21 protein-coding genes are annotated in these 24,468 nt (G+C 45.9%); 13 read left to right on the top strand and 8 right to left on the bottom strand.

Annotated features, from left to right (window positions below):
• Window positions 1-14 precede the first annotated feature (14 nt).
• The 5 genes from EXM22_RS00005 to EXM22_RS00025 are packed head-to-tail and all read left to right on the top strand — an operon-like array spanning window position 15 to window position 5,525.
• Window positions 15-1,196 (top strand): sugar ABC transporter ATP-binding protein, encoded by a 1,182-nt coding sequence (locus tag EXM22_RS00005; protein ID WP_168203616.1) that lies wholly within the window; start codon window positions 15-17, stop codon window positions 1,194-1,196.
• A 12-nt stretch (window positions 1,197-1,208) separates the two neighbouring features.
• Window positions 1,209-2,168, top strand: coding sequence for an ABC transporter permease (locus tag EXM22_RS00010; protein ID WP_149484532.1), 960 nt, complete (start codon window positions 1,209-1,211; stop codon window positions 2,166-2,168).
• Window positions 2,168-3,091, top strand: a complete 924-nt coding sequence (locus tag EXM22_RS00015; RefSeq protein WP_149484533.1) for a carbohydrate kinase family protein — start codon at window positions 2,168-2,170, stop codon at window positions 3,089-3,091. The genes EXM22_RS00010 and EXM22_RS00015 overlap by 1 nt, the downstream gene beginning before the upstream one ends.
• Window positions 3,092-3,110: 19 nt before the next feature.
• The gene (locus EXM22_RS00020; protein WP_149484534.1) at window positions 3,111-4,151 is read left to right on the top strand and encodes a LacI family DNA-binding transcriptional regulator; all 1,041 of its coding nucleotides are present in this window, start codon (window positions 3,111-3,113) and stop codon (window positions 4,149-4,151) included.
• Between the two features lie 51 nt (window positions 4,152-4,202).
• Window positions 4,203-5,525 (top strand): D-tagatose-bisphosphate aldolase, class II, non-catalytic subunit, encoded by a 1,323-nt coding sequence (locus tag EXM22_RS00025; RefSeq protein ID WP_149484535.1) that lies wholly within the window; start codon window positions 4,203-4,205, stop codon window positions 5,523-5,525.
• Window positions 5,526-5,677: 152 nt separating this feature from the next.
• Here the strand turns inward: EXM22_RS00025 and EXM22_RS00030 are convergent, their stop codons facing one another.
• Together EXM22_RS00030 and fabF are read right to left on the bottom strand one after the other, a co-directional pair.
• Window positions 5,678-6,850, bottom strand: coding sequence for a zinc-dependent alcohol dehydrogenase (locus EXM22_RS00030; protein ID WP_149484536.1), 1,173 nt, complete (start codon window positions 6,848-6,850; stop codon window positions 5,678-5,680).
• Between the two features lie 58 nt (window positions 6,851-6,908).
• A complete protein-coding gene (gene fabF, locus EXM22_RS00035; protein WP_149484537.1) occupies window positions 6,909-8,153 on the bottom strand; it encodes a beta-ketoacyl-ACP synthase II in 1,245 nt (414 codons plus the stop codon).
• Between the two features lie 184 nt (window positions 8,154-8,337).
• On the opposite strand from fabF, the gene EXM22_RS00040 reads away from it, so the two are divergent.
• Window positions 8,338-9,774: a nitronate monooxygenase gene (locus EXM22_RS00040; protein WP_149484538.1), complete on the top strand. Its 1,437-nt coding sequence runs from the start codon at window positions 8,338-8,340 to the stop codon at window positions 9,772-9,774.
• Window positions 9,775-9,812: 38 nt separating this feature from the next.
• On the opposite strand, the gene EXM22_RS00045 is transcribed toward EXM22_RS00040, so the two are convergent.
• From EXM22_RS00045 to EXM22_RS00055, 3 genes are all read right to left on the bottom strand, one after another.
• Entirely contained in the window at window positions 9,813-10,910 is a 1,098-nt protein-coding gene (locus tag EXM22_RS00045; protein WP_149484539.1) for a sugar kinase, read from the bottom strand.
• A 60-nt stretch (window positions 10,911-10,970) separates the two neighbouring features.
• Window positions 10,971-11,630 (bottom strand): bifunctional 4-hydroxy-2-oxoglutarate aldolase/2-dehydro-3-deoxy-phosphogluconate aldolase, encoded by a 660-nt coding sequence (eda, locus tag EXM22_RS00050; RefSeq protein ID WP_168203249.1) that lies wholly within the window; start codon window positions 11,628-11,630, stop codon window positions 10,971-10,973.
• Between the two features lie 112 nt (window positions 11,631-11,742).
• On the bottom strand, window positions 11,743-12,171 hold the full coding sequence (locus tag EXM22_RS00055; protein WP_149484541.1) for a hypothetical protein: 429 nt from the start codon (window positions 12,169-12,171) through the stop codon (window positions 11,743-11,745).
• Window positions 12,172-12,325: 154 nt separating this feature from the next.
• Here EXM22_RS00055 and EXM22_RS00060 point away from each other — a divergent pair, with 154 nt between their 5' ends.
• From EXM22_RS00060 to EXM22_RS00080, 5 genes are all read left to right on the top strand, one after another.
• On the top strand, window positions 12,326-12,760 hold the full coding sequence (locus EXM22_RS00060) for an RbsD/FucU family protein (RefSeq protein WP_149484542.1): 435 nt from the start codon (window positions 12,326-12,328) through the stop codon (window positions 12,758-12,760).
• A 23-nt stretch (window positions 12,761-12,783) separates the two neighbouring features.
• Window positions 12,784-13,818, top strand: a complete 1,035-nt coding sequence (locus EXM22_RS00065; protein ID WP_149484543.1) for an asparaginase — start codon at window positions 12,784-12,786, stop codon at window positions 13,816-13,818.
• A gap of 250 nt (window positions 13,819-14,068) precedes the next feature.
• Window positions 14,069-15,439: an 8-oxoguanine deaminase gene (locus EXM22_RS00070; protein WP_149484544.1), complete on the top strand. Its 1,371-nt coding sequence runs from the start codon at window positions 14,069-14,071 to the stop codon at window positions 15,437-15,439.
• The gene (locus EXM22_RS00075; protein ID WP_168203250.1) at window positions 15,436-16,230 is read left to right on the top strand and encodes an FAD binding domain-containing protein; all 795 of its coding nucleotides are present in this window, start codon (window positions 15,436-15,438) and stop codon (window positions 16,228-16,230) included. The genes EXM22_RS00070 and EXM22_RS00075 overlap by 4 nt, the downstream gene beginning before the upstream one ends.
• Window positions 16,227-19,112, top strand: coding sequence for a molybdopterin-dependent oxidoreductase Mo/Fe-S-binding subunit (locus tag EXM22_RS00080; protein ID WP_149484546.1), 2,886 nt, complete (start codon window positions 16,227-16,229; stop codon window positions 19,110-19,112). Before EXM22_RS00075 ends, EXM22_RS00080 begins: the two co-directional genes overlap by 4 nt.
• A 93-nt stretch (window positions 19,113-19,205) precedes the next feature.
• Here EXM22_RS00080 and EXM22_RS00085 read toward each other — a convergent pair whose 3' ends face one another.
• Window positions 19,206-20,216, bottom strand: coding sequence for a LacI family DNA-binding transcriptional regulator (locus EXM22_RS00085; RefSeq protein ID WP_149484547.1), 1,011 nt, complete (start codon window positions 20,214-20,216; stop codon window positions 19,206-19,208).
• Between the two features lie 395 nt (window positions 20,217-20,611).
• On the opposite strand from EXM22_RS00085, the gene EXM22_RS00090 reads away from it, so the two are divergent.
• Both EXM22_RS00090 and EXM22_RS00095 read left to right on the top strand, forming a co-directional pair.
• Entirely contained in the window at window positions 20,612-21,547 is a 936-nt protein-coding gene (locus EXM22_RS00090) for an ROK family protein (protein ID WP_149484548.1), read from the top strand.
• Between the two features lie 14 nt (window positions 21,548-21,561).
• Window positions 21,562-22,197 carry a D-sedoheptulose-7-phosphate isomerase gene (locus EXM22_RS00095; protein WP_210411522.1) on the top strand — a complete coding sequence of 212 codons (636 nt, stop codon included), beginning with the start codon at window positions 21,562-21,564 and terminating at the stop codon, window positions 22,195-22,197.
• Window positions 22,198-22,238: 41 nt separating this feature from the next.
• On the opposite strand, the gene EXM22_RS00100 is transcribed toward EXM22_RS00095, so the two are convergent.
• Together EXM22_RS00100 and EXM22_RS00105 are read right to left on the bottom strand one after the other, a co-directional pair.
• Window positions 22,239-23,348 (bottom strand): ABC transporter permease, encoded by a 1,110-nt coding sequence (locus EXM22_RS00100; RefSeq protein WP_149484550.1) that lies wholly within the window; start codon window positions 23,346-23,348, stop codon window positions 22,239-22,241.
• A gap of 3 nt (window positions 23,349-23,351) precedes the next feature.
• Entirely contained in the window at window positions 23,352-24,467 is a 1,116-nt protein-coding gene (locus EXM22_RS00105) for an ABC transporter permease (protein WP_149484551.1), read from the bottom strand.
• Between the last annotated feature and the right edge of the window lies 1 nt (window position 24,468).

The raw sequence follows: 24,468 nt of genomic DNA on the forward strand, positions 1-24,468 counted from the left end.
AAAATATTTTTGTCATGAGAGAACCTATCGGGAAATCCGGTTTCTCCATTAGTGACAGGAAGATGGAGGTTGAAACGGATAAACTACTTCGTTCTTTCGGGATTGAAATTAATTCTTCACTTCCTGTTTTAAGTCTTTCAATAGCAGAAAGACAGCTAATTGAAATTATTAAAGCCATCAGATTGGATCCTAAAATCCTGATTCTTGATGAACCCACTTCCTCACTGAGTGATGAAGAGGTGAAAATCCTTTTTTCGATCATTGGACACTTAAAAGAAAAGGGATGTGCCATCATTTATATTACACATAAAATGTCTGAAGTTTTTACTATTTGCGATGAAGTGACTGTCTTCAGAGATGGTAAATATATTGGTACAGAGAAAGTTGAAAATGTTGATCAGGCATCTTTAGTCAAAATGATGATCGGCAGAGATCTCCAGCATGCATTCCCTGAAATGGTGAATTCTATACAGGAGGATGATGCTCTCCGCGTTGAAAATCTGACAAATAACCCTTTTTATCATGATATTTCCTTTCATGTTAAAAAAGGAGAAATATATGGACTGTACGGTTTGGTGGGTTCAGGACGAACTGAGATCATGAAAGGTCTTTTCGGAGTTCTCCCGAAGAAAGAGGGGCGAATTGTTATTCATGGAAAAGAAATCAATGTAAATACACCTACTAAAGCAATAAACTCAGGAATGGCTTTTGTTACAGAAAATAGAAAAGAAGAAGGTCTTATACTTACTTCATCCATAGAAGAAAATATTTCTATGGTATGTATTGATCATGTTATTCAGCATGGATTTATAAACCGGAGAAAAGAATCTGAACTGGCAAAAAAACATGTAAAAGGGTTCAGAATAAAAACACCCAGCACTGACCAGATGGTTAACAATCTTAGTGGTGGAAATCAGCAGAAAGTTGTGTTGGCTAAATGGTTTGAACATAATCCTGATATCTTTATCCTCGATGAACCCACAAGAGGTATAGATGTGGGAGCAAAATTTGAAATTTATCAGGTTATTCAGGAACTTGTGAAGACTGGTGTTGCCGTCATCCTTATTTCATCAGAACTGCCTGAGATAATGAACCTTTGCCATAGAGTTGGTCTGGTTCGAAATAATTCAATTATTCATGACATACAAACAGATAAAATTACTGAGGATCAGATTCTCATGAAATTAACAGAGTAGAAGGATAGGAATGTGAACATTAATCATAAGAATAGGTTCCTTAGAAATTATGGGGGAATATTACTAGCATTACTGTTGATAGCAGTATTTTTTTCATTATTGAGTCAGTATTTTCTGACCGTAAATAACCTGCTTAGTGTTTTGCTTCAGGTTTCAATCATATCTATTACTGCTTTCGGGATGACCTACGCCTTGATGATCGGTGGAATTGACTTATCCGTGGGATCCATTATTGCTCTTGCGGGCATGGTCTTTGCGATTACCCTAAATGCAACAGGAATACTCTTTGTTGCAATAGCTGCAGCCATCACGGCAGGATTGATTGTTGGATTTATTAATGGAATTATCATTGCCAAACTAGAAATCCCTCCTTTTATTGTTACTGTGGCAACTATGGGAATCTTTCGTGGAGTAGCATATTCATTTACTGATTCCAAGCCTGTACCCATTGAACTGCCAAGTGCTCTGGCTATTGGAAATGACAGGTTTCTGTTTATCCCAATTCCTGTGTGGATTGTTCTTGTTTTACTTATTATTTCTCATATTGTACTGGATAAAACGAAACTCGGTCGTCAAACTAAACTTGTTGGTGGTAACCGTGAGTCTGCAAAATATGCCGGTGTAAATACTGCAAAAATAGAAGTTATTGTCTTTATGATCACTGGTTTAGCATCAGCTGTCAGCGGTATTATTTTGACTTCCCGTCTGTATTCTGCTCAACCGAATGCCGCTTTAGGTTATGAACTTGATGCAATTGCTGCGGCAGTACTTGGAGGAACCAGTCTTTCCGGTGGATATGGTTCTGTAATCGGAACTTTTATAGGTGCCTTAATTATTGGAATTGTAAATAATGGTATGAACCTTTTGGGACTATCATACTTTTATCAACTGATCATAAAAGGAATTATTATTCTCATCGCTGTTTATGCAGACATCAGAAATAAGAAAAAAATGTTAAAGGTAGAGGGTTAATGAAAAAAGTTCTTGTCATCGGTGAGATTTTAGTTGAAATAATGGCGAATGAGAAGGATCAGTCATTTCTGGACGCAGGGGATTTCTCCGGACCCTATGTAAGTGGTGCTCCAGCCATTTTTATTGATCAGGTCGCAAAATTTAAAGTACCTTGTTCTATTCTTGCAGCTGTAGGAGATGATGATTTTGGAAAAATGTGTCTTAAAAAATTGAAAGAGGACGGAGTCGATATAACTAATATAAAAATTACTGCAGACGTTTCGACAGGCATAGCATTTGTCCGGTATAATTCCGATGGTTCCAGAAACTTTATTTTTCATTTAAAAAATGCCGCCTGCGGTACATTGAGAAGTGAAGACCTTGATACTATGTCATGGAATGATATTGCTGTGTTTCATGTTATGGGGTCTTCAATCTTTAATAAAGAGATGTTTTCAATTCACCATAAAGCGATTAAAATGATTCCTGATGAATGTCTTGTTTCGTTCGACCCTAATATACGGCCTGAAATTTTAAAAAGTGATCCTAAATTAAAAGAATTGATTCTTGATCTTTTTTCAAAGACTAAAATCCTATTTGTTACTGAAGATGAGTTAGAATTCCTTACTCAAAAGACGAGTCTGAAGCAATCTTTGGATTCATGTTTTACAAAAGGTATTCATACTGTAATTGTTAAACGTGGTAAAGCGGGGGCTTCGGTTTACACCGATAGTCAGTGCATAGACGCTCAGCCTATCTCTGTAGAAGAAGTGGATCCCACCGGTGCAGGAGATACCTTCGCTGGTGCATTTATAGCTGGAGTCATTCATCAGTGGTCCTTGGAAACATGCTTGCGAAGAGCAAACTATGCAGGAGCTTCAGCAGTCACAAAAAGAGGTCCAATGGAAGGAACAGTACTTTTTGATAACGTAATACATAAATAAGTCATAAAAGGTTTAGATCGTGGGTATAGCAACTGGAAATAGAAAAGTATCATTAAAAGAAATTGCTAAAGTAGAACATGTCTCTATTGCTACTGTCTCAATGGCATTGTCAGGTAAATCAGGTGTTTCCAGAGAAGTTGCTGACCGAATAAAGAAGACAGCAGATCAAATGGGATATGTTCCTCCAAAGCGGGAAAAACGTGTTGAAAAACGCCTTGGTAGTATAGCTATTCTTCAGCCAATTGATGAATTCAGTATGCATTCTTGGAGTATCTTTACCAGAATAATCAAACAGATAGAACAAAATCTCATTAGTAATGATTTTTTTCCTGTAATTATACCTATCAATAACATAATAAGAACAGAGGATACTCTCCGTAAATTAATTGAAATGAATGTTCATGCTGTTGTTTCCATTCATCATATTGATGAATCTTTATTTCATGATCTTACTATCCGTGGTATTTCAGTTATTATTATCAATAATAGTTCTTTGGAAGATTCCTATACATCAGTGCTTGTTGATGACTTTCAGGGTGCTTATAATTCTGCACTTGAGCTTGTTCATAACGGTCATAAGAGAATTCTTTATGTGGATTATCCTCGTTCAGACTTACCTAACATAACATTGGATAGGCGAATGGGGGTTCAGAAAGCATCCCTTGAATTTGCTTCTTCTGGTTTTGAGTTTAGTTTAATAGAACTTCCTAATTATGATATTGCATCGATAAAACAGGAGTTAACCATCATTCAGGAAAAAAATATTACCGCGTTATTGTCTCATGATGATTATATCGCTGCTAGTATTTATATGGTTTTGAACCAAATGGGTTATTCAATTCCAGAGGATGTCTCCATGATTTCCACAGGAGGAGGGGTCCTTGATTATTCTATTGCTTCGACTCCTCAGCTGTCTGCTTATGAACTTGATGTAGACTTAATTGGTCAAATCGCAGGGGAAGAAATTCTTCGATTGATAAGTTCGGAAGAAAAGGATATTCGTGTATTACGCACGAAACAGTTGTTTCGGGATAGATCGAGCATTAAAAAATATATATAGACTGCATTAATTTACTATAGAATCCAATCATAAAAAAAGTGGAGTTAAAATATGACAGCAACACGAGAATTTTTGAATCTTATGAAAAACAATAAAGCTGGTAAGGCTACAGGGCTATATTCAGTCTGCTCTGCCCACCCGGATGTAATCAAAGCCTGTATGCTTCAGGCTAGAGACGACGGTTCAATCGTCCTTATTGAGTCTACAAGTAATCAGGTTGACCAGTTTGGCGGGTATACCGGTATGGTGCCGGCTGAATTTGTCAATTATGTCAAAGGTTTGGCTCAAGAATCAGAACTTCCCTTTGAGAAAGTCCTTCTAGGGGGGGATCATCTGGGACCAAACGCATGGCAGGGTGAGCCGGCAGAAGAGGCCATGGCAAAAGCCCGTGACCTGATTGCCGCCTATGTCAAAGCTGGATACAAGAAAATCCATCTGGATGCCTCCATGTTCTGCGCCGATGACAAGGGCGACAGGCACAAACCCCTGGCCGATGAAATTGTCTCCTCCCGGGCAGCAGAGCTCTGCAGTGTTGCAGAAAAAACCTTTACCGAGAGCTTTGGCGGAGAATCAGACATCATCTATATCATCGGAACAGAAGTTCCCATCCCAGGGGGAGCCCAGGAAGAGGAAGAGACTGTCACTCCCACACCCGCTTTGAATGCTAAAAACACAATTGCTGTTACCAAGGCCGCCTTTGAGGCCCGGGGTCTGCACAGTGCATGGAAACGGGTCATCGGCCTGGTTGTTCAGCCCGGAGTTGAGTTTGGAGATGATCAGGTCTTTCATTACGACAGTAAGGCTGCCGCCGACCTCAGTGCCATGATTGAAGGGAATCCCCAGTTTGTCTATGAAGCTCACTCTACCGACTACCAGAGTGAAACAGGACTTTCCCGCTTGGTGAAAGATCACTACTGCATCCTCAAAGTCGGTCCCTGGTTGACCTTTGCCTACAGAGAGGCTCTTTTTGCCCTGGAAAGCATGGAAATTGAGCTGCTTGGTCATCAAAGGGGGGTCAAACTCTCAGGTTTAAAAGCGACCCTCGAGAAGGTGATGCAGGAAAATCCGGGTTACTGGAAGAAGTACTATCCCGGTACAGCGGAGCAGCAGCATTTCAAACGGAAATACAGCTTCAGTGACAGGAGCCGTTACTACTGGCCCAATAAAGAGCTGCAGGCTTCTGTTGCCCTGTTAAAGAAAAATCTGAATGAGGGAGGTATCTCTCTTTCTCTGCTGAGTCAGTATATGCCGAATCAATATACGGCTGTGCAGGAGGGGCAGATCAAGCTGTCCGCCGAAGAATTGATTATCAGCCGTATCAGGGATGTGGCCGGAGTTTATGCCCGGGCTTGTGGATTTGGCAAGTGTTGTTGATTTTCAAACTTGAATTATAAAAAAAACTCCGCCGGGCAGGAAGGATCAACTGGACCGACGGAGACAACCGGGAATCGAAACCGGAGAAACTAATTGTGCTCCTGAATTCTCTTTCTGGCAAGTGTTCATTTACGAAAAAAGTGAAAGTCTTTTCACTTTTCGGGAATGACAATTCCCTTGAGGTAATCCGTATCATTCATTTTTTTCAATGTACCTAGAAGGCCTTCCAGGTTTGTTCTGTGAGTGAACATTTTAGACAGTCCCAACGACTCATGACGTTCAAGAATTCCAAAGGCTTTATTGAAGGCTGCCGGGTGGTTGGCGCTCATCCCCAGGATACGGGCGTGTTTGCTGCACACGAGTCTTGCCGGATCAAAGGAGACCTCCCGACCCTGGTTGACCATGTTGCCCACCTCAATAAAGGTCCCCATGCGGCGCATCATTTCAAGCCCGTCCACAAAGGTGTCCACGTTATTGGAGCACTGAATGACCACATCGGCGCCGCCGGAAGTCAAATCCCGTACCATTTCTATGCGTTCCTTTCTGTCGTGCTGATGATAATCGATGATATGGTCGGCCCGGGCAATCTCTCTTGTCAGGCGCAGCCGGGTGTCCCGGCTTCCAATCATGATCACCTGGCGAGCTCCCATTAGCCTTGCCAGAAGAGCCGACAATACACCTACCTGACCGGAGCCTATAACGGCGACTCGTGAATCAGTTGTCAATCCTGCTTCCATGATACCCGGTCCTGTGAGGGTCAGTTCCAGGGCTCTCATGGCCACAGCCATGGGGTCCAGGAGCACGGCAATGTCGGCGGGCATGGCATCGGGAACTTTCCACACATAGGTTTCTGGAAAAACATAGACATACTCTGCAAACCCTCCCATGAAGTAGGGCCAATGGCTGATATCTGAACTGATTGTTTCTTTGCCTTCCAGTCCCAGCTTGGAGTAGGGGACTCCATAGACAAAGGAGTTATCACAGACTGTGCAGGTTCCCGGACGGCTGGCCAGGCATCCTGCGCATTTACCGCAGGTAATCCAGGGATAGAGGACGATCCGGTCTCCCTCTGCCAGGGGACCTCCAAAGATGTTCAGGCTCTTATTGGCCTTTGAACCCATGGAGACGATTGTCCCAGTGACTTCATGGCTCATGATGGCCGGGTAGGGGGGCGTATCCTGGATGAGGTGTCCGTCTGTGCCGCAGATTCCGGCAGCCTCCACCTTCAATAGAAGGCCGTCTTCTTTGACCTTGGGAATGGGGAGATTTTGAATCTCTATGTCATAAGGACCCTTCCAGACCGCGGCTTTTCCTGTTTGACTCATGTATTACTTCCTTAAAAGGGATTGATTTGTTCATTATCATATCCCACTGAGGACTCTGTCAATTATTTCCTTTTATGGCCAGCACGGCATTCTGCCCGCCGAAGCCGAAGGAGTTGGTCAGGGCTGCGGAAAATCGGAGCTCCCTGGCCTGGTTGGGAACAGTGTCCAGAGGACAATCAGGATCGGGGGTTTCCTGGTTGATGGTGGGAGGAATGATCCCATTATAAAGGCTTAAAATGGTGGCGGCTGTTTCTATTGCCCCTGCAGCGCCCAGGGTATGGCCAATCATGGACTTATTGGAGCTCACTGGAATCTTAGAACTCCTTTCGCCAAAGACGCCCTGAATGGCCCGGGATTCTGTTTTGTCATTGGCCTGAGTGGATGTTCCATGGGCGTTGATATACCCGATATCCCCGGGTGTTAAGTCCGCATCTGCAATGGCCAGCTCCATGGCTCTACCCGACCACCTTCCGTTTTCATCAGGAGCGGCAATACTGGAGGCATCGGCTGTCATCCCAACCCCGGCCAGGCAGGCGTAAATACGGGCTCCTCGTTTTTCTGCGGCTCCTCGTTTCTCAAGAACAAGGGCGGCTGCTCCCTCGCCAATGACAAATCCGTCTCTATCCCTGTCGAAGGGGCGGCTGGCTTTTCGGGGATCTTCATTTCTGGTTGAGAGGACCCTCATGCATCCATAGGCATCCACCACCAGGGGGGTAATTGTCGACTCTGTTCCTCCGGCTATCATCACATCCGCCTGATTCAGTCTGAGGATATGCATGGCCGAGGCTATGGAATGAATCCCTGTGGCACAGGCGGACAGGGCGGCCATGTTGGGACCGTGGAGACCCAGTTCTATGGCCACGTTTCCTGCTGCCATATTGGGAATGATTCTGGGGACTGCCAGAGGGTGTCCCTTGCCGGGACCCCGCTCGGTGAGAATAGCAAACTGTTTTTCCAATACCTCATAATCTCCCGCCGCAGATCCCATGATGCAGCCGGCTCTGACGGGATCAAAACTACTGAGATCCAGATGAGCATCCTTTACGGCTTCAAGAGAGGCACAAACCGCAATCTGTGAAAACCGTGACATTTTGCGGGCGTTCTTTTTATCCATGAAGTCAGAAGCTTTGAAGTCCTTGAGTTCACAAGCTATGGTTGTGGAAAAACCCTCCGGGGTGAATGCCTGTATAGGGGCCGCACCGGAAACTCCGGATATGAGATTCTTCCAGAAATCATCCTTGTTTAAGCCTATGGGTGTTAACGTTCCGATACCTGTGACGACGATGTCTTCTTTGTTCTTCATGGGAGTACTCCTTCTTGTTTTTATATTGACATAAAAATCTAAAATGTCAATATAAACCTAGTGTATATGGACTATTTATGACATATCTGTTTAAACTGTCAAAATAACGTTTACACTTTTACAAACATCCCGTACTATTCTGGTATTGAATTTAACAAAAGATCATAAGGATAAGGAGTCAGATATGGACCATCCAAAACTAATACAAGGCGGCATGGGTATTGCCGTTTCTAACTGGATTCTCGCTAGAGAGGTCGCCTTACGGGGACAGTTGGGAGTCATTTCAGGAACAGCCCTGGATGGTGTTCTTGCCAGACGCCTTCAAGATGGTGATCCCGGGGGCCATATGCGACGAGCTCTGAAAGCCTTTCCCTTTCAGGAGGCGGCTAAGCGCATTCTGGACAAATACTTTGTTTCCGGAGGAACCGGGCGGAAGTATGCCCAGGTACCCCTATTTAGTATTAACAACAATGATCGTCTGAATGAACTGACAGTGGCGGCCAATTTTACAGAAACATACCTTGCCAAAGAGGGGCATAACGGCCCCGTTGGAGTCAATTATCTAGCTAAAGTTCAGCTACCCACTCTTTCTTCAATCTACGGTGCTCTTCTGGCCGGAATTGATTATGTCATCGTCGGAGCCGGAATCCCTTTGGAAATCCCCGGGATACTGAAACGTTTGTCCGAGAATCAGGATGCTTCGCTAAGACTCAGTGTTGAAGAGGCTGATAAATCAGACAGTTTTTTTTCTCACTTTGACCCGGCGGCTCTCTTCGGAACAAAGCTGCCGCCGTTGAAGCTTCCCCGTTTTCTTCCCATTGTATCTTCAAATTTTCTGGCGACCATGATGGTGAAAAAGGCCTCTGGTCCCATTGATGGTCTCATCATCGAGAATCATGAGGCTGGAGGGCATAATGCTCCTCCCAGGGGAAAAATGATGCTGGATGAGGCGGGGGAACCCGTTTACGGTGATAGAGATGCAGTGGATACTGAAAAAATCAAGGAGTTGGGACTTCCCTTCTGGCTGGCGGGATCTTTTGGCACTCCTAGTGGATTGAAGGCCGCCTTGAAGGCGGGTGCCGCAGGCATACAAGCCGGGTCGGCCTTTGCCCTGTGCAGGGACTCTGGTATTTTTCCGGAACTGAGAAAAAAAATTATCGATGTTGTCAAAAATGGGGATAGCTCAGTTTTCACAGATGCTGAAGCTTCTCCCACGGGTTTTCCATTTAAAGTCTTGAAACTCAAGGATACTATTGCAGAAAAAAGAGTCTTTGAAATGAGAAAGAAGATTTGTAACCTGGGATACCTGAGGCAGGCATATAAAAAAGAAGATGGAACCCTTGCTTACCGCTGCTCTGCAGAAAACAAAGAGGCTTTTATCAAGAAAGGGGGAGATCCACAGGAAGCGGAACAGGGGAAGTGCTGCTTGTGCAACGCTCTGTTTGCTACTGTTGGTATGCCTTCTGTCTATGCCGACGGAAGCATTGAAAAACCACTGGTAACACTGGGGTCCCATTTGGAAACATTGAAAGATCTGGTTCTAAGAAAAATTGACTTTTCCGCTGGAGATGTCATCGATTATATTCTAAAGGGACAAATGGAACCGGAGCCTCAAGTCTGAAGAAGAAACTCCGGTTCTCATTTTTCTTTAGTAAGAGCTTAGCGGTCCACTCTGGCGCCGCCGCCTCCGACAATTTTTTCAACTTCGGCCAGTGAGACCATGGTTGTGTCTCCGGGGGTGGTCATGGCCAGGGCTCCGTGAGCCGCACCATAGTTGACTGCCTTATCGGCATCATTAAAGGTCAGAAATCCATAGATCAGGCCGGATGCGAAACTATCTCCTCCACCCACTCTGTCCATGATTTCAAGATTGGGTCTGTGCTGAGCCTCAAAGATCTCTCCATCATACCAGGATATGGCACCCCAGTCGTTGACGGTTGCAGATTTCACCCCTCTTAGGGTGGTGGCGGTGGCCTTAAAGTTGGGGAATGCCGCTGTGGCTTTTTTGATCATCTTCTTGAAGCTTTCTGTTTCCAGGTCAGTGAGATTCTCATCAGTTCCTTCTACTTCAAATCCCAAACAGGCGGTGAAATCTTCTTCATTACCAATCATGACATCCACATACTGGGCTATCTCCTTGTTGACTTCCTGGGCCTTCGCCTCACCACCGATGGCCTTCCAGAGGGAGGGGCGGTAGTTCAGATCATAGGATATGATTGTTCCATATTTCTTGGCAGCCTTCATGGCTTCGATGACCACAGCGGGTGTGGTTTCCGACAGGGCTGCAAAAATGCCTCCTGTATGAAACCATTGGACGCCGCTTGAAAAAATACCTTCCCAGTCGATGTCACCTTCTTTCAATTGGGATACGGCAGTATTTCCTCTGTCGGAGCAACCAACGGCTCCTCTTATACCAAATCCGCGTTCTGTGAAGTTCAGTCCGTTCCGGGTGTCCCGGCCACAGCCGTCGTACTTGTCCCATTTTATATGAGATGTATCCACGCCACCCTGGAGGATTAAGTCTTCAACGAGTCTTCCCACGGGATTGTCTGCCAGAGCTGTGACAACGGCGGCTCTCTTAGCAAAACAGCGTCTGAGTCCGCGGGCTACATTGTATTCTCCACCTCCTTCCCAGGCTGTAAACTGTCTGGATGTGTGAATTCTGCCTTCTCCCGGATCAAGTCGAAGCATGACCTCTCCTAAGGAAACTATATCGTATTTGCACTCTGAGGCTGGTTTTATATTAAGTTTTGACATTTAATGACTCCTTCTCATTCTCCCTCTGAACTGATATCTTTGTCAGAGAGCCTTATTTTTTTAGTATTTTTTCGCCAGTTCGACTGCTTCTTTAACGATTCCAGAAATCTTGTCCCAATTTCCTGATTCTATGTCTGCCGCTTTCCCGACCCAGGTTCCACCGGCACAGGGAATCTGCGGGATACTCAGATAGTCTCCGAGATTTCCTGTATTGACTCCGCCGGTAGGCATGACCTTGATCCCCATATGTTTGTAGGGACCAATGAAATTGGAGAGCATTTTAGTTCCGCCCATGGCTTCAGCTGGGAAAAACTTAACCATTCTGATGCCGAACTGCATGATCTGCTCCAGTTCTGAGGGGGTGCAGAATCCGGGAAAAAATGGATATCCGGACTGAACGGCTTCGGCGACAATGACGGGGTTGAAACCGGGAGCTACCGCAAACTGGGCTCCTGCATCGAAGGCCCTGTGCAGTTCTTCCAGGGTGAGAACAGTTCCTGCTCCAAGGACCAGCTCTGGGAATTGCCGGGCCGCTTCTTTGATGATGCCTTCGGCTGCTTTGGTTCTGAAGGTGATTTCGGCGGCTTTCAAACCGCAGTCATTCAACACTTCACACATCTTGATACCATCTTCCACTTTTTCGATGGCCAGGACAGGTACGACTTTGACCTCTCCCAGTGCTTTGACAATGGCGTCGCATTTTTCTTTGTATTGACTCATTCTATACTCCTGTGGTTCTAGTGAACTCGTTGTTTCAATGGCAGGAATTATACCATGAGATATTAAAATGAAACAGGGTTTCAAAAACAGAAAACAGGAATATTTTAACTTTTTAAGGGGTTTTGATCGAATATCCCGGACCATTTTTTTGGGTCAGGTCAACTAAGACCCTCTTGCCCTCATAGCCATGGAGAGTACACTTCGCCCGGATTTCTAGGTATCTCTGACCCTTTGGGAGTATCAGTCTTGTCAGGCTCCGTGTGAAGGGTTGTTCTTCCACATGAGGGTGAGTCAGAACTCTTGTACCCAGGACTTTTTCTGTTTCAGGGTCGACCACAATCCACTGGTCTGCGTAGTGATCCCAACCCTGGTCGTTATGCCTGAGAGTCGCAGAAATCGTCCATGTTCCATTGGATTGCAGCACTGCCTGAACTGACTCAACCTGGGCGTAGTTCAAGTTGTCATTGGCTTTGAATTCTTGAGCGGAAATACCCTGTAAAACCAGGAACATTAAAATTGGTAGGATTCTTATCATTTTCATACCTTCATTTTAGTAGATTTCTGGACGATTTGCCTTGAAAGAAGGGGTCTTATAAGAAATATTTATCTTGACAATCCATCTTTGGTGTTTTAAAACGCTAGATGGGCTGAAGTATACCCATGCCCTGAATTCAAAAATTGACGGAGGACATCTTATGTTAAAAAAAATACCAAAAATTCTTTCACCAGAACTAGTTAAGATACTCATGGAAATGGGCCATGCCGATGAAATCATCATCGCAGACGGAAATTTTCCATCATCCACATGCGCTCAGAGGCTGGTTCGGGCCGATGGTCACAGCGGAACCGATATTCTAGATGCCGTGTTGGAACTTTTTCCGCTGGATCCCTATGGAGATGAATCCCCTGTATCCTTAATGGAGCTTGTCCCCGGAGACGATGTGAAAACGCCCATCTGGGAGGAATATAAGGGCATCGTTAAAAAACATAATGCCGATTTTGAGGATTTTAACTTTATTGAACGCTTTGAATTTTATGAAAGAGCCAAAAAAGCTTTTGCTGTCATTGCTACAGGGGAAGGGGCTTTGTATGCTAATGTCCTAATCAGAAAAGGGGTTGTTGTCGACTGATAACCCATTAAGGATCGCTGCTTATGGATTCATCTTTGCTGCCTCGTATACTCATTCTGGATACGGGCGGGACAATCAGCCAAACCGCCGGAGCCGATGGCTCTCTTGTTCCCTGTTCTACCGAGTATATAGAAATGGTTCCCCGTTTGCATGACATTGCCAGGCTGGAGATCATGCGCTTAGAAAGGATGGACAGTTCCGACATGTCCTCCACACTCCGGATGGAGATGGCTCGTCTCATCTATGAAAACTACGATGCTTATGATGGATTTGTTGTGATTCACGGTACGGACACAATGGTTGATACCGCGGCTGCTCTGAACTACATGGTTCAGGGTTTGGGGAAACCCGTGGTTCTCACAGGGGCGCAGCTTCCTATCTTTGCTCCCGGTCCGGATGGATTGAACAACCTGTACTATTCCGTACAGACCGCTTCCATGGATTTGGGAGAGGTGGTGATCTGCTTTGGAGACCGTATCCTTCGTGGAAACAGGAGCCTGAAAGAAAATGTGCATGGATTCAACGCCTTTCATTCCTTCCGGGTTCCCGCTCTAGGTGAATTAGGGGTGAACGTTCGTCTTCAGGATCACCGGATTCCCAGACGGGCTTCCCAGCCAAGGCTATTCCCAGTCTTGAATCCATCGGTCTTCTATCTTCCCATGACTTCCGGCTGTTCCCTTTCTATTTTGGAGGCTGTGCAGGATCATCCCCGTCTGGCTGGGCTCGTCGTTGGTGGTTTTGGTTCTGGAAACCTGCCGGCCCATGAAATTTCAGGTCTTAAAAGGCTTCTAAGCAGGGGGATTCCCATTCTAGTGGTCACCACCTGTTTGAAGGGGAATACCATTCTTTCTCTCTATGGGGCAGGCCGTAAGGTGTACGATGCGGGTGCCAGAGAGGGCTTGGATTTAACCGTTGCTGCAGCTCTTCAAAAAATGATGTATGCCCTGGGCCGGATGGATACAGACCATCCCGAGTTCTCGGGACAAGAACGAATGGAGGCCGTTTACAATCTCCTCATGGAACCGGTGGGAAGAGACTTGGATTCCTCTCTCCTTTAAGGATAATCTAGTGTAAAATAAAAGATTATTGGATCAGAATCTACTATAATCAAGGGAGATGTTTTTTCAGAATATCTCCTATTCCGTGCCGATACTTGGCCCAGTCAGTGACTTCAAGATGTCTGACATGACCGGATTCTGCCTTATGAAGAGAATAGGGGCATGGTATAGTTTGAAAATATTATAGTCCTGTTCAACAGACAGTTTTGAATAACCGGAAACAATAGGATAGAAATTGAGGGAGTTTCCAATGAAAACAGTACTGATTAAACAATGCAGCCGCATATTTCAAAGCGCTGACAAGGGGATATTGAAAGACTGTGATATTCTAATTGAAGGTAATATCATTAAAAAAATAGGCAAGTTGTCTGAAACTCAGGCTGATCGGGTTATTGACGGCAGAGGCCGGGTCGTCATTCCGGGGCTGGTGAATTCACACCACCATTTTTATCAGACCTTTACCAGGAATCTGCCGGCTGTTCAGAATGCCGAGCTCTTTGAATGGCTGGTATATCTCTATGATATCTGGAAGCATCTGGATATTGATTCTGTGTATAATTCTTCTCTTTTGGCCATGGGAGAACTTCTTAAGACTGGATGTACAACAGCTTCAGACCATCATTATCTCTATCCCCGGGATATCGATGGAGATATCATGGCTACCCAGTTCGCCGCTTCAGAAAAACTGGGAATGCGATTTTCACCAACCCGCGGTTCCATGTCATTAAGCAAAAAAGACGGAGGTCTTCCTCCCGACTCGGTTGTGCAGGATGAAAAAACGATCCTTAAAGACTCGGAAAGAGTGATCAAGGCTTATCATGATGGAAGTGATTTTTCCATGAAGAAAATCGTTTTGGCCCCCTGCAGTCCTTTTTCGGTCACAGAAGCCCTGATGAAAGACTCGGCGGCTCTGGCCAGAGAATACGGCGTTCGTCTCCATACTCATCTGGCGGAAACCAGGGATGAAAATGATTTTTGCCTCCAGGTTTATGGTCGACGCCCAATGCAGGTCATGGCCGATTGTGATTTCCTCGGAAAAGATGTGTTTTTTGCCCATGGGGTGCATTTTAATGATGAAGAGTTGGATGTCCTGGCTGAGACGGGTACCCATATTGCTCATTGCCCCACCTCAAATATGCGTTTGGGTTCGGGAATCTGCCGGGTGACGGAGATGATTCCAAAGAGCATCAATGTTGGATTGGCTGTTGATGGTTCCGCTTCCAACGACTCCTCTGATATGCTCGGAGAGGTTCGTAATTCTCTCTTGCTTCAGAGGGTTCATTATGGTGCCGCCGCAGTCACTACGGCGGATGTCCTCAAGATGGGAACAGAAAACGGAGCCCGTTTGCTGGGCTACGAAAAGGTAGGCCGTCTGGAAGAGGGTATGGCCGCTGATATGGCCGTCTTTAATATGAATAAACTCGAGTATGCCGGTGCTTTGAGTGATCCAGTGTCAGCTCTGATTTTTTCCGGCTATAATCATGAGGCTGAATATACTCTGGTCAATGGGGAAATTGCCGTTGACAAGGGCAAGCTGACCGGTGTGGATGAAGAGGAATTGAAAGAATCCTGCATGCGTCTGTCATCGGAATTATGGAAAAAGGGAGGAGTTCAGTTATGAGTGGTATGTTTTTAAAACCTCTGACAATAGAAGAAGCTGTAAGAATGAAATCCGAATATACGGGTAGTCTGTATCTGGGAGGAGGAACGGAGATCAATAATCCTTTTTCCCGGTCTCATGGAGAAGTTTATATCTCTTTGGAAGCCCTGAATCTGAAGGCCTGTGTGAAGGGCCGGAATCATTATATTTTGGGCGGAAGCGCGACTTTTCAGGAGCTGATAGACTGGGATGAATGCTATCCTCCCCTCAGGGAAGCGGCCCTGTTTCTAAATTCCCGCAACCTTCGCAATCAGGCGACTTTGGGAGGTAATCTGGGGGCTCACCTGAAGGACTCCTACCTGGTTCCCATACTGATGGTGCTGGATGCTGATGTAGAACTGGGCAAGGGCGAGATTTTGCCTCTTGTGACTTATATAGAGGAAGAACGGAGAGACCTGATCATCAATGTGCGTTTTTCACACAACAAAGGTCAGGCTGCGGTCAAGAATATCCTACGGAGTGCCGGCGGGCTTTCTGTTCTCTCCGTAGCTGTTTCCCTTCGTACCGAAAAACAAAAAATTACCAAGGCAGCCATCGCTGTCAGTGGTCTGAATCATAAGATCATCCGTTTGAGCTCTGTGGAAGAAGCCCTCGTTGCGGGTACTGTTAAACCCGGTACAGAGCTGGAAGACGCTGTTAAGAAGGCCGTCATTACCGCAAGTGATCTCTGCGGATCTGCAGAATATAAAAAACAGCTCTGCGGAGTCACGGTTCAGGACTGTGTCGATCGTTGCCTGGAGGCCTCAAAATGAATATTGAATTTACCTTAAACGGAAAAACCCGGAGCCTGTATGTAGATGACTTTCAAAATGCCCAGGACTTTCTGACTCAACTGGGAATGATTTCTGTCCGGGACAGTGACGACCATGCGGGATTTACCGGGAGTGATACCATTCTTTTGGATGGTAAACCCGTCAATGCCGGACTTTTGATCGCTGCCCAGCTGGACGGGCATACCGTAGAAACGGGAGAGTCCCTTTCTGCCCATAATAAGATGGGTTTTTTACAGGCCGCCTTGGTAGACGCCGGAGCCGTCCAATCGGGGTATAATGCCCCTGCTTCGGCTCTCATCCTTAAGGAGCTCCTGGAAAGGGTCGAGAATCCGACTGAGGCTGATATCCGGGATGCTTTTTCCGGCCTTTTTGTCAGAGATTATGGCTATATGCCTCTTTTTAAGGCCGTAGAACTGGCCTTAGAGTACAGAGATAATCCTCAATTTTCCCATGGTTCTGCAGAGGCAAAAATCGCCCCCGAGTTCCGGGAAGATCTCAGAGATGTGGGGACACCCAGACGTAAGGTGGACGGGGCACAGCTTGTTATGGGCCGTAAGGCTTATGTGGAGGACCGGGTTGAATCTGGCACTCTGCATATGAAACTCCTGAGAAGTAGTTTTGCTCATGCTTATATCACAAAAATTGATACATCCATGGCCGAGAGCCTTCCCGGTGTTGTGTCGATCATTACCCATGAAAACTGCCCTGATGTTTATTATGGTTCTGCCGGTCAGGGGTTTCCAGAGCCTTCACCCTATGATAAGAGGATGTTTAATCAGAAAATCAGGCATCATGGGGATAGGATTGCCGCCGTTGTTGCCGAGACAGAGCAGATTGCCCTGGACGCCTTGGCTCTTATCAATGTGGAATATGAGGCACTTCCTGTGGTTATGTCCATTGACGAGGCCAAGGCCGAGGGAGCTCCGATTATTCAAAATGGTTTAATCGAATATGTGGTTGGTGCCCCTGATGATCTGGAGCAGCAGAACAGCAGCGCAGATCCCCGGGATGGAAAGGTCATTTATCAGTTCCCCATAGGAGGAGACCCTCACAGGAATATTGCCGCTTCTGTGGAAGGCGGTATCGGTGATGTCGAGGTTGGATTCAAGGAAGCAGATGTTGTTTTAGAACGGGTGTATGAATCTTCTCAAATTCAATGTACGCCTCTGGAGCCGCATACGGTCTTTACAAAAATGGAAGGTGACAGGCTCATCATCCATGCTTCAACTCAGGTTCCCTGGCACCTCCGGCGTATCGTAGCCCGGGTTTTGGGTATCAAAGAGAACAAAATCCATGTCATCAAGGAACGGGTTGGCGGTGGATACGGCTCCAAGCAGGATATCCTTTTAGATGAGTTAGCCGCCTGGGTCACCTGGCAAACAGGTCTGCCCGTATTTTATCAATTTACACGGGAAGAGGAATTTATTTCCTGTTCTACACGTCATGTCATGAAAATCAAGGTGAAGATCGGTGCTAAAAAAGACGGTACCATGACGGCCATTGATATGACTGTGGACGCTAACACGGGACCCTTCGGGAATCACTGTCTCACAGTGCCCATGAATGCCTGCTCCAAGTCTCTGCCTCTTTTTCTCTGTGATCATTTTCATTTTGATGTGACCGCCTATTACAGCAATATTGCCCCCACTGGTGCCTACCAGGGGTACGGAGCACCCAAGGGGTCCTATGCCCTGCAGATGGCCGTGGCCGAACTGGCAGAGGCTCTGGGAATGGGCCCTCTGGCTCTCATTGAGAAGAATAGGGTTCGTGAGGGGTCCATGCTGGAAATCCTTAAATGCCTTGGTGAAGGCCGGGAAGGCAAGGCCGCCCCTGTCATCAGTTGCGGTCTGGATGGATCTCTTAAAAAAGGAGCCCAGCTGATCGAATGGGGTAAGAAGGTCGAGTCTGGAGATCCTGATGTTAAAATCGGTAAGGGCGTTGTGATCATTCAACAGGGCTCCGGTCTTCCGGGACTGGATCACTCCAATGCGGAGGTTAAGCTGCTGACAGACGGAACCCTGCTGGTCCGCTCGGGAGGAGCCGACCTGGGAACCGGACTGGATACGGTTTGTGTGAAGGTCACCGCGGAAGTATTAAAGACTCCCATGGATGATATCGCCATCCGATCGGGTGATTCGGATGCCACCAGTTTTGATACCGGGGCTTATGCCTCCAGCGGGACATATTTTTCAGGTAATGCCGCACTGAAAGCAGCGGAAGACCTGAAAGTCAAAATCCTAAAAGCTGCTTCGGAGATGCTTTCTGAGCCTGAGGAAGACCTTGTTATCGAATACCCCTCAGTGGTGAAAGGAAAAAAAGGACAGGTCAGTTTTGAAGAGATCTCCCGGGACAGCCTCACCGGTGAGGGGCGTGGACAACTCATTGGCTCCGCCTCCTATACGACGGAAGATTCGGCCTTTCCTTATGGGGCTCACTTCTGCCAGGTTGCCGTAAATGTCCGGAATGGATCTATCAAAATACAGAAGTATTATGCTCTTCAGGACTGTGGAACACCCATCAATCCCGAGCTGGCGCAGGGGCAGATATATGGCGGTGTCATGAAGTCCATAGGTCATACCCTGTATGAAGAAATGGTTTTTGATAACAACGGATGTTGTATCAACCCTGACCTTAGGAGTTATGGAGTCCCCATGATGGGAGATGTCCCCGAGGACTTTCAGGTCCACATGATCTATACGGAGGACCCCTTCGGACCCTTCGGTGGTAAATCTATTTCGGAAATTGCTGTTAACGGAGCCGCACCTGTGATTGCCAATGCGATTCATGATGCCTGCGGTGTCTGGGTACGATCATGGCCGATCACACCGGAAAAGATCTTGAGAGGTCTGGGAAAAATCTAATTTCTTTTGAGCGAATTCCCTGATCCTTCACAGGATCGGGGATTTTTTTTCTTTCCCATATGGCTAAGCGTAAAAGTAAACCGTTTTATGCCGTTAAAATGAGACTGTTGATGCTCTTTGTACAATTTTAGGTATCAGTTGATAGCTACGGGGACTTGAGTTTACACCGCTGATTTGGTCCATGATGCTCCGGGCTGCCAACTTCCCCAGTTCCTGGGTCGGTTGAGCGATGGTAGTGAGGGGTATCTTGAATCTATCAGACATGGGGATGTCATCATAACCGACAACCGAAACCTGAAATGGAACACCCACTCCGTGGTCATAGAGTGATGCGAGGACCCCCAGGGCCACATCATCATTGGTCGCGAATACGCCTAAGGGACCATCCGGGGGCAGGTGGTAATTGATCAGTTTTTCACCTATTTTGTACCCTTCTTCGTAAGTCCGAATATTTTCAATTATTTTTATATCTCTGCATTTTCCCTCTGCGGAAGATCGAACCGTATGGGATAAACCTTTTAATCTATTAAAGGTGCTTTGGTGAGGAAATCCCTGGAGACAGACAATGGATGTAGCACCGCTTTTGAGCAGAGATTGGCCCGCCAGTATACCGCCCTGGTAATCGTTGGTCCCTATGGAGGAGATATCCTCTCTTTGGGCATCAATATTTAATAACACAAAGGGCAATGACCATTTTTCCAATAATCTGACCGATTCTGATTCCAATGATATGGGAGTTAAGATCACACCGTCCACTCTATTGCGTCGCAGTGCTCTGATAGAGGCTTCCTCACGGGACATCTCCCAGTTGGTGTTCATGGTGAGCATTAAATATCCGGCTTCTGTCAGTTTTTCTTCAACGGCCTGGGCTATTTCCATAAAGAAAGGGTTGGATGTGGTTTCCACAACCAGGCCGATGGTGTTTGTCCGGCTGCTGGTCAGGTTTCTTGCAATCTGATTTGGTTCATACCCATATTCTTTGATGATTTTTAAGACCTTATTCCGGGTGTCGGGTTTCACTTTTTCTGAATCAGCAAGGACTCTGGAAACGGTAGCCGTCGAAACTCCGGCCAGTTTTGATATATCCCTTATTGTAATATCCACTTCATCCCCTGATAAATGATTTCCTTGAATTCCAGAATACTCTATTTCAGAATTTTTTTTATGATCTAAAGAAGAGGGAATTGATCCCTAACAATCCAGTCCTTTTGATGGAATTCACCGAAAAAGATAAGAATATTTTGTAGGAATGTAAACGGTAACATAGCTGTCATAGCCTTTTACTTCCATTATATAACGTATTTGAATGAAATATCTCTATTCTACGTTGACATAGTTGAAATCTTAGTCAATTAATATGTATACGGTAACATTTTGATTTTTATTTTAAAAGTCACAGATGATCCTCTTGTGATGAAAATGGATTCTATCGGAACCAGAGGAATAGAGGATACCTCAATACCTAATGTAAAAAAGTGATAAACCAGGAGAATGAAAGCATGATAGAAAATCAGATTGTTGGAGTTGATATCGGAGGCACGAAGATTGCAGTGTTACGGGGAACTCCAGAAGGTCAGATTCTCGAGAAGATAAAATTTCAAACCCTGCCGGGCTGGGAACAGAACCTGGAAAAAATCGCCGATCTAATCTTGGAATTCAAAAGGAAAGAACAGGGGCAGTCGTTCCTGGCCATTGGTATCAGCTGCGGGGGACCTTTGAATGATAAAACAGGTGTCATCCATTCTCCTCCCAATCTTCCCGGTTGGGATGATGTCCCTGTCTGCAGAATCCTCGAAGAGACTACGGGTATTCAGGCTTACCTGGAAAATGATGCCAACGCCTGCGCTTTGGCTGAATGGAAATGGGGTGCCGGTAGGGGATATGAGAACCTTGTTTTTCTTACCTTTGGAACAGGATTGGGGGCCGGACTGATCCTAAATAACAGGCTGTATTCGGGAACTTCAGGACAAGCGGGAGAGGTCGGGCATATCCGATTGACCACTGACGGCCCCCTGGGGTATGGAAAGAATGGTTCCTGGGAGGGGTATTGCAGCGGTGGCGGTATGAGCAACCACTATAGGGATGTGTACCATGAAGATCTGAGTGCAAAAGAGATCTGTTTACGGGCAAATCAAAAGGATCAGAAAGCCTTGAACATCATCAAGAGCTCATCCCAGCAGCTTGGTAGAGGACTTGCTATTCTGCTGGATGTGCTCAATCCGGAACTTATTATTATAGGGAGTATTTTTTCGAGGGATGAAAATCTTTTCAGGAGTCAGCTTGAAAAAATACTGGCTGAAGAATCTCTGCCGCAGACATATGCCGACTGCAAGGTTGTCGTCTCCGAATTAGGAGAGTCTTTAGGGGATTTAGCGGCATTGGGTGTCGCCATGAAGGGTGTTCATCTCAAAACAAAACAAGAGGAATTAAAGTAAATATGGAATCCAATATGAAATTACAAAAGATGATAGAAGATTTTTTTCAGGAGCATGAGAACCTGAAAGTTTGCAGGAACGATTTCGAACAGGCCTTTCAGATCCTTCAGGAGTGTTACTCTAAAAATAAGAAGGTCCTTCTCTGTGGTAATGGCGGAAGTGCCGCCGATTCTGAGCATATTGTTGGGGAACTGATGAAGGGGTTTGTGAAAAAAAGGAAGCTCTCCGCTGATGAACAAGAAGCGCTTATCAGGATAGATCCGGATCATGGACACTATCTGGCCGAAAATCTTCAGGGAGCCCTGCCGGCCATTTCGCTCACGGGTCACCCCTCTTTATCGACAGCCTATTCCAATGATGTCGCCCCGGATATGATCTTTGCCCAACAGCTCTATGGATATGGGCTGGAGGGGGATACGCTCATTGGTTTAAGCACCTCTGGGAATTCAAATAATGTCATCAATGCCGTGCTGGTCGCAAAAGCCCGGGGAGTAAAGACAATCGCTTTTACGGGTGAGCAGGGCGGAAAGTTGAAAGATTTATGTGATGTCTGTCTCAAGGTTCCCTCTGATGAGACATACCGTATTCAGGAATTTCATCTTCCACTCTATCATTTGCTGTGTCTTTTATTGGAAGAATCTTTTTTCTGACAGACTCTTTTGAAATTGGTGAAGTACAATGCTCAGACATATTATTCAGATTTTCTATAACTCAGGATGGCCCAGGCGTTGAAAAACAGGGCAAAACCCGAAAGGGCCAGCAACTGAATAAGCAGATCTGAGAACTGGCTGCCCTTGAGGTAGACTTGACGGAGTACCTCGATCATATACCTCAAGGGTACAAAAAGGCTGAAATACTGGGCCCACTGTTCCATGCTGCTCACCGGTGTATACAAACCGCTGAGAAAGATAAAGGTTATGATAAAAAAGAACATCATAAACATGGCCTGCTGCAGGGTCTTACCGTAGTTTGAAATGACAAGTCCGAATCCTGAGATTCCCAGTATAAAAACGGACGCAAAAACATAGATGGTTAGCAATGATCCTGCGGGAGACAGGGAGTAGACGACCCGGGCAATTATAAAACAGAGGGTGAGAACCACAAAGCCGATGATCCAGTAGGGTATGAGTTTGGAAAGGATCAGGGTAAAGCGTTTGACCGGTGTTACATTGATCTGCTCCAAAGTTCCCTTCTCTTTTTCTCCCACAATATTCAATGCCGGAAGAAAACCGCAGATCATGGTCAAAAGCATGACCATCAAGGCCGGAACCATAAACACAGGGTAACGCAGGTAAGGGTTAAAACGGTAACGGGGCAGGATCTCCACAGAGGGTATTATGCCCGTTCCCGAGTTGTTCCCGAGGCTATTTAATTCCGCTGTAAAATCCAGAATGATAGCAGACAGATAGGACGTTCCCAGGGCTCCTTTGGTCCCATTGACCGCATTGGCCGAAATATTGACATCTGCCGAATGTTCCCTCAGCAGTTTCCTTTCGAAGCCGGAGGGGATCACCAGCAGGGCATCAGAGCGATCCATTTCGATAGATTTCATGGCAACATCATAGTTCTCTGTCATTCCAGAGAGGATAAAATAACCCGAAGAGCTGACCTTTTGGATCAATTGGCCTGAAAGTCGGCTATGGTCATGGTCTATGATCTCCAGGTTGATGTTCTTTACCTCAAAATTTGCCGCCAGAGGAATGAAGAGGAGTATCATCAATGGAAACATAATGATCATCCGGGGTAAAAATGAATTTCTTCTGAGCTGTTTGAATTCCTTTTCAATGAGATATTTCAGCATGTTTTACTCCAGTCTCAGTTTAAAGCGTTTTAGACTCACTGTGATCAGGACCAGGGCCATCACAGACAGAACAGCCAGTTCTCTTAAGATGGAAGAGAATCCAAGGCCCTTGATCATGATATTCTTGGCGGCGACGATATACCATTTAGCCGGGATGATTTGTGCAAACCATTGAAGAGCCAAAGGCATATTCTCTATGGGAAACATCATTCCTGAGAGATACATGGCAGGCATCATCAGGGCCATCCCCGACAGGAGTAGGGCCATCACCTGGGATGAGGCTACTGAAGAGATGAGGAGCCCTATGGACAAAGAGACAAATATGTAGATCAGGGACACTGTCAACAGGGCGGCCATGCTTCCGGCAATAGGCACTTCTAGAAGGAATACAGCAAACAGGAGGATCGTCAGCAGGTTGATGCAGGACAATACAAAGTAGGGAACCGCCTTTGAAAGGATGATTAGCAGGGGTTTCATGGGGGAGACCAAAAGGATTTCCATGGTGCCAGATTCTTTTTCTCTGGCTATGGAAATGGAGGTCATCATGGCACAGATGAGCATGATGACCATTCCCATCACACCGGGGACAAAGTTGTAGGAGCTCTTCATCTCCGGGTTATAGATCAGGTTCGTGGTGATGTTGATCCTGCTACTCGTTGCGGTAGAGTTTTGACCTGCCGGGAGCCGGTCTGAGAGTACTCTGGCAATGATAGCCGAGGCATAATTTGTAGCGGTTACAGCGGAGTTCGGGTCAGATCCGTCTGCCATCAGTTGTATCTGAGCCTCTCCCCGAAGTATGGAGGAGTAGAAATTGTCAGAGAATAGGACGATCAGACCCGTATCCCCCCTGCGGAACTCCTCTTCAATCTGAAAAGGTGAATCCAATATTTTAGAGAGGGTAAAGTACTCGCTGGATTCCAGTCTTCGGACGATCTCTTCACTTAGGCTGTCCTTTGACGGGTCATATATGGCTACTCTTACGTTTTTTACCTCTGTTGAGAGGGCATAACCAAAGAGAATCAGCATCAGAACCGGGAGGATCAGGAGGATGATCATGGTCCATGTATCCCGGAAAATATGATGGAATTCCTTTTTAATAAAAGCAATGAACTGTTTCATC

Origin of the sequence: Oceanispirochaeta crateris (assembly GCF_008329965.1) — a bacterium.
Lineage (GTDB): Bacteria > Spirochaetota > Spirochaetia > DSM-2461 > DSM-2461 > Oceanispirochaeta > Oceanispirochaeta crateris.

What these genes read in the sequence shown, in the direction of transcription:
- EXM22_RS00005 (WP_168203616.1), top strand. Translation starts at nt 15, where the DNA reads ATGAGAGAACCTATCGGGAAATCCGGTTTCTCCATTAGTGACAGGAAG.
- EXM22_RS00055 (WP_149484541.1), bottom strand. Translation starts at nt 12,171, where the DNA reads ATGAAAATGATAAGAATCCTACCAATTTTAATGTTCCTGGTTTTACAG.
- EXM22_RS00060 (WP_149484542.1), top strand. Translation starts at nt 12,326, where the DNA reads ATGTTAAAAAAAATACCAAAAATTCTTTCACCAGAACTAGTTAAGATA.
- EXM22_RS00065 (WP_149484543.1), top strand. Translation starts at nt 12,784, where the DNA reads ATGGATTCATCTTTGCTGCCTCGTATACTCATTCTGGATACGGGCGGG.
- EXM22_RS00025 (WP_149484535.1), top strand. Translation starts at nt 4,203, where the DNA reads ATGACAGCAACACGAGAATTTTTGAATCTTATGAAAAACAATAAAGCT.
- EXM22_RS00080 (WP_149484546.1), top strand. Translation starts at nt 16,227, where the DNA reads ATGAATATTGAATTTACCTTAAACGGAAAAACCCGGAGCCTGTATGTA.
- EXM22_RS00075 (WP_168203250.1), top strand. Translation starts at nt 15,436, where the DNA reads ATGAGTGGTATGTTTTTAAAACCTCTGACAATAGAAGAAGCTGTAAGA.
- EXM22_RS00030 (WP_149484536.1), bottom strand. Translation starts at nt 6,850, where the DNA reads ATGAGTCAAACAGGAAAAGCCGCGGTCTGGAAGGGTCCTTATGACATA.
- EXM22_RS00100 (WP_149484550.1), bottom strand. Translation starts at nt 23,348, where the DNA reads ATGCTGAAATATCTCATTGAAAAGGAATTCAAACAGCTCAGAAGAAAT.
- eda (WP_168203249.1), bottom strand. Translation starts at nt 11,630, where the DNA reads ATGAGTCAATACAAAGAAAAATGCGACGCCATTGTCAAAGCACTGGGA.
- EXM22_RS00040 (WP_149484538.1), top strand. Translation starts at nt 8,338, where the DNA reads ATGGACCATCCAAAACTAATACAAGGCGGCATGGGTATTGCCGTTTCT.
- EXM22_RS00045 (WP_149484539.1), bottom strand. Translation starts at nt 10,910, where the DNA reads ATGTCAAAACTTAATATAAAACCAGCCTCAGAGTGCAAATACGATATA.
- EXM22_RS00015 (WP_149484533.1), top strand. Translation starts at nt 2,168, where the DNA reads ATGAAAAAAGTTCTTGTCATCGGTGAGATTTTAGTTGAAATAATGGCG.
- EXM22_RS00070 (WP_149484544.1), top strand. Translation starts at nt 14,069, where the DNA reads ATGAAAACAGTACTGATTAAACAATGCAGCCGCATATTTCAAAGCGCT.
- EXM22_RS00095 (WP_210411522.1), top strand. Translation starts at nt 21,562, where the DNA reads ATGAAATTACAAAAGATGATAGAAGATTTTTTTCAGGAGCATGAGAAC.
- fabF (WP_149484537.1), bottom strand. Translation starts at nt 8,153, where the DNA reads ATGAAGAACAAAGAAGACATCGTCGTCACAGGTATCGGAACGTTAACA.
- EXM22_RS00090 (WP_149484548.1), top strand. Translation starts at nt 20,612, where the DNA reads ATGATAGAAAATCAGATTGTTGGAGTTGATATCGGAGGCACGAAGATT.
- EXM22_RS00105 (WP_149484551.1), bottom strand. Translation starts at nt 24,467, where the DNA reads ATGAAACAGTTCATTGCTTTTATTAAAAAGGAATTCCATCATATTTTC.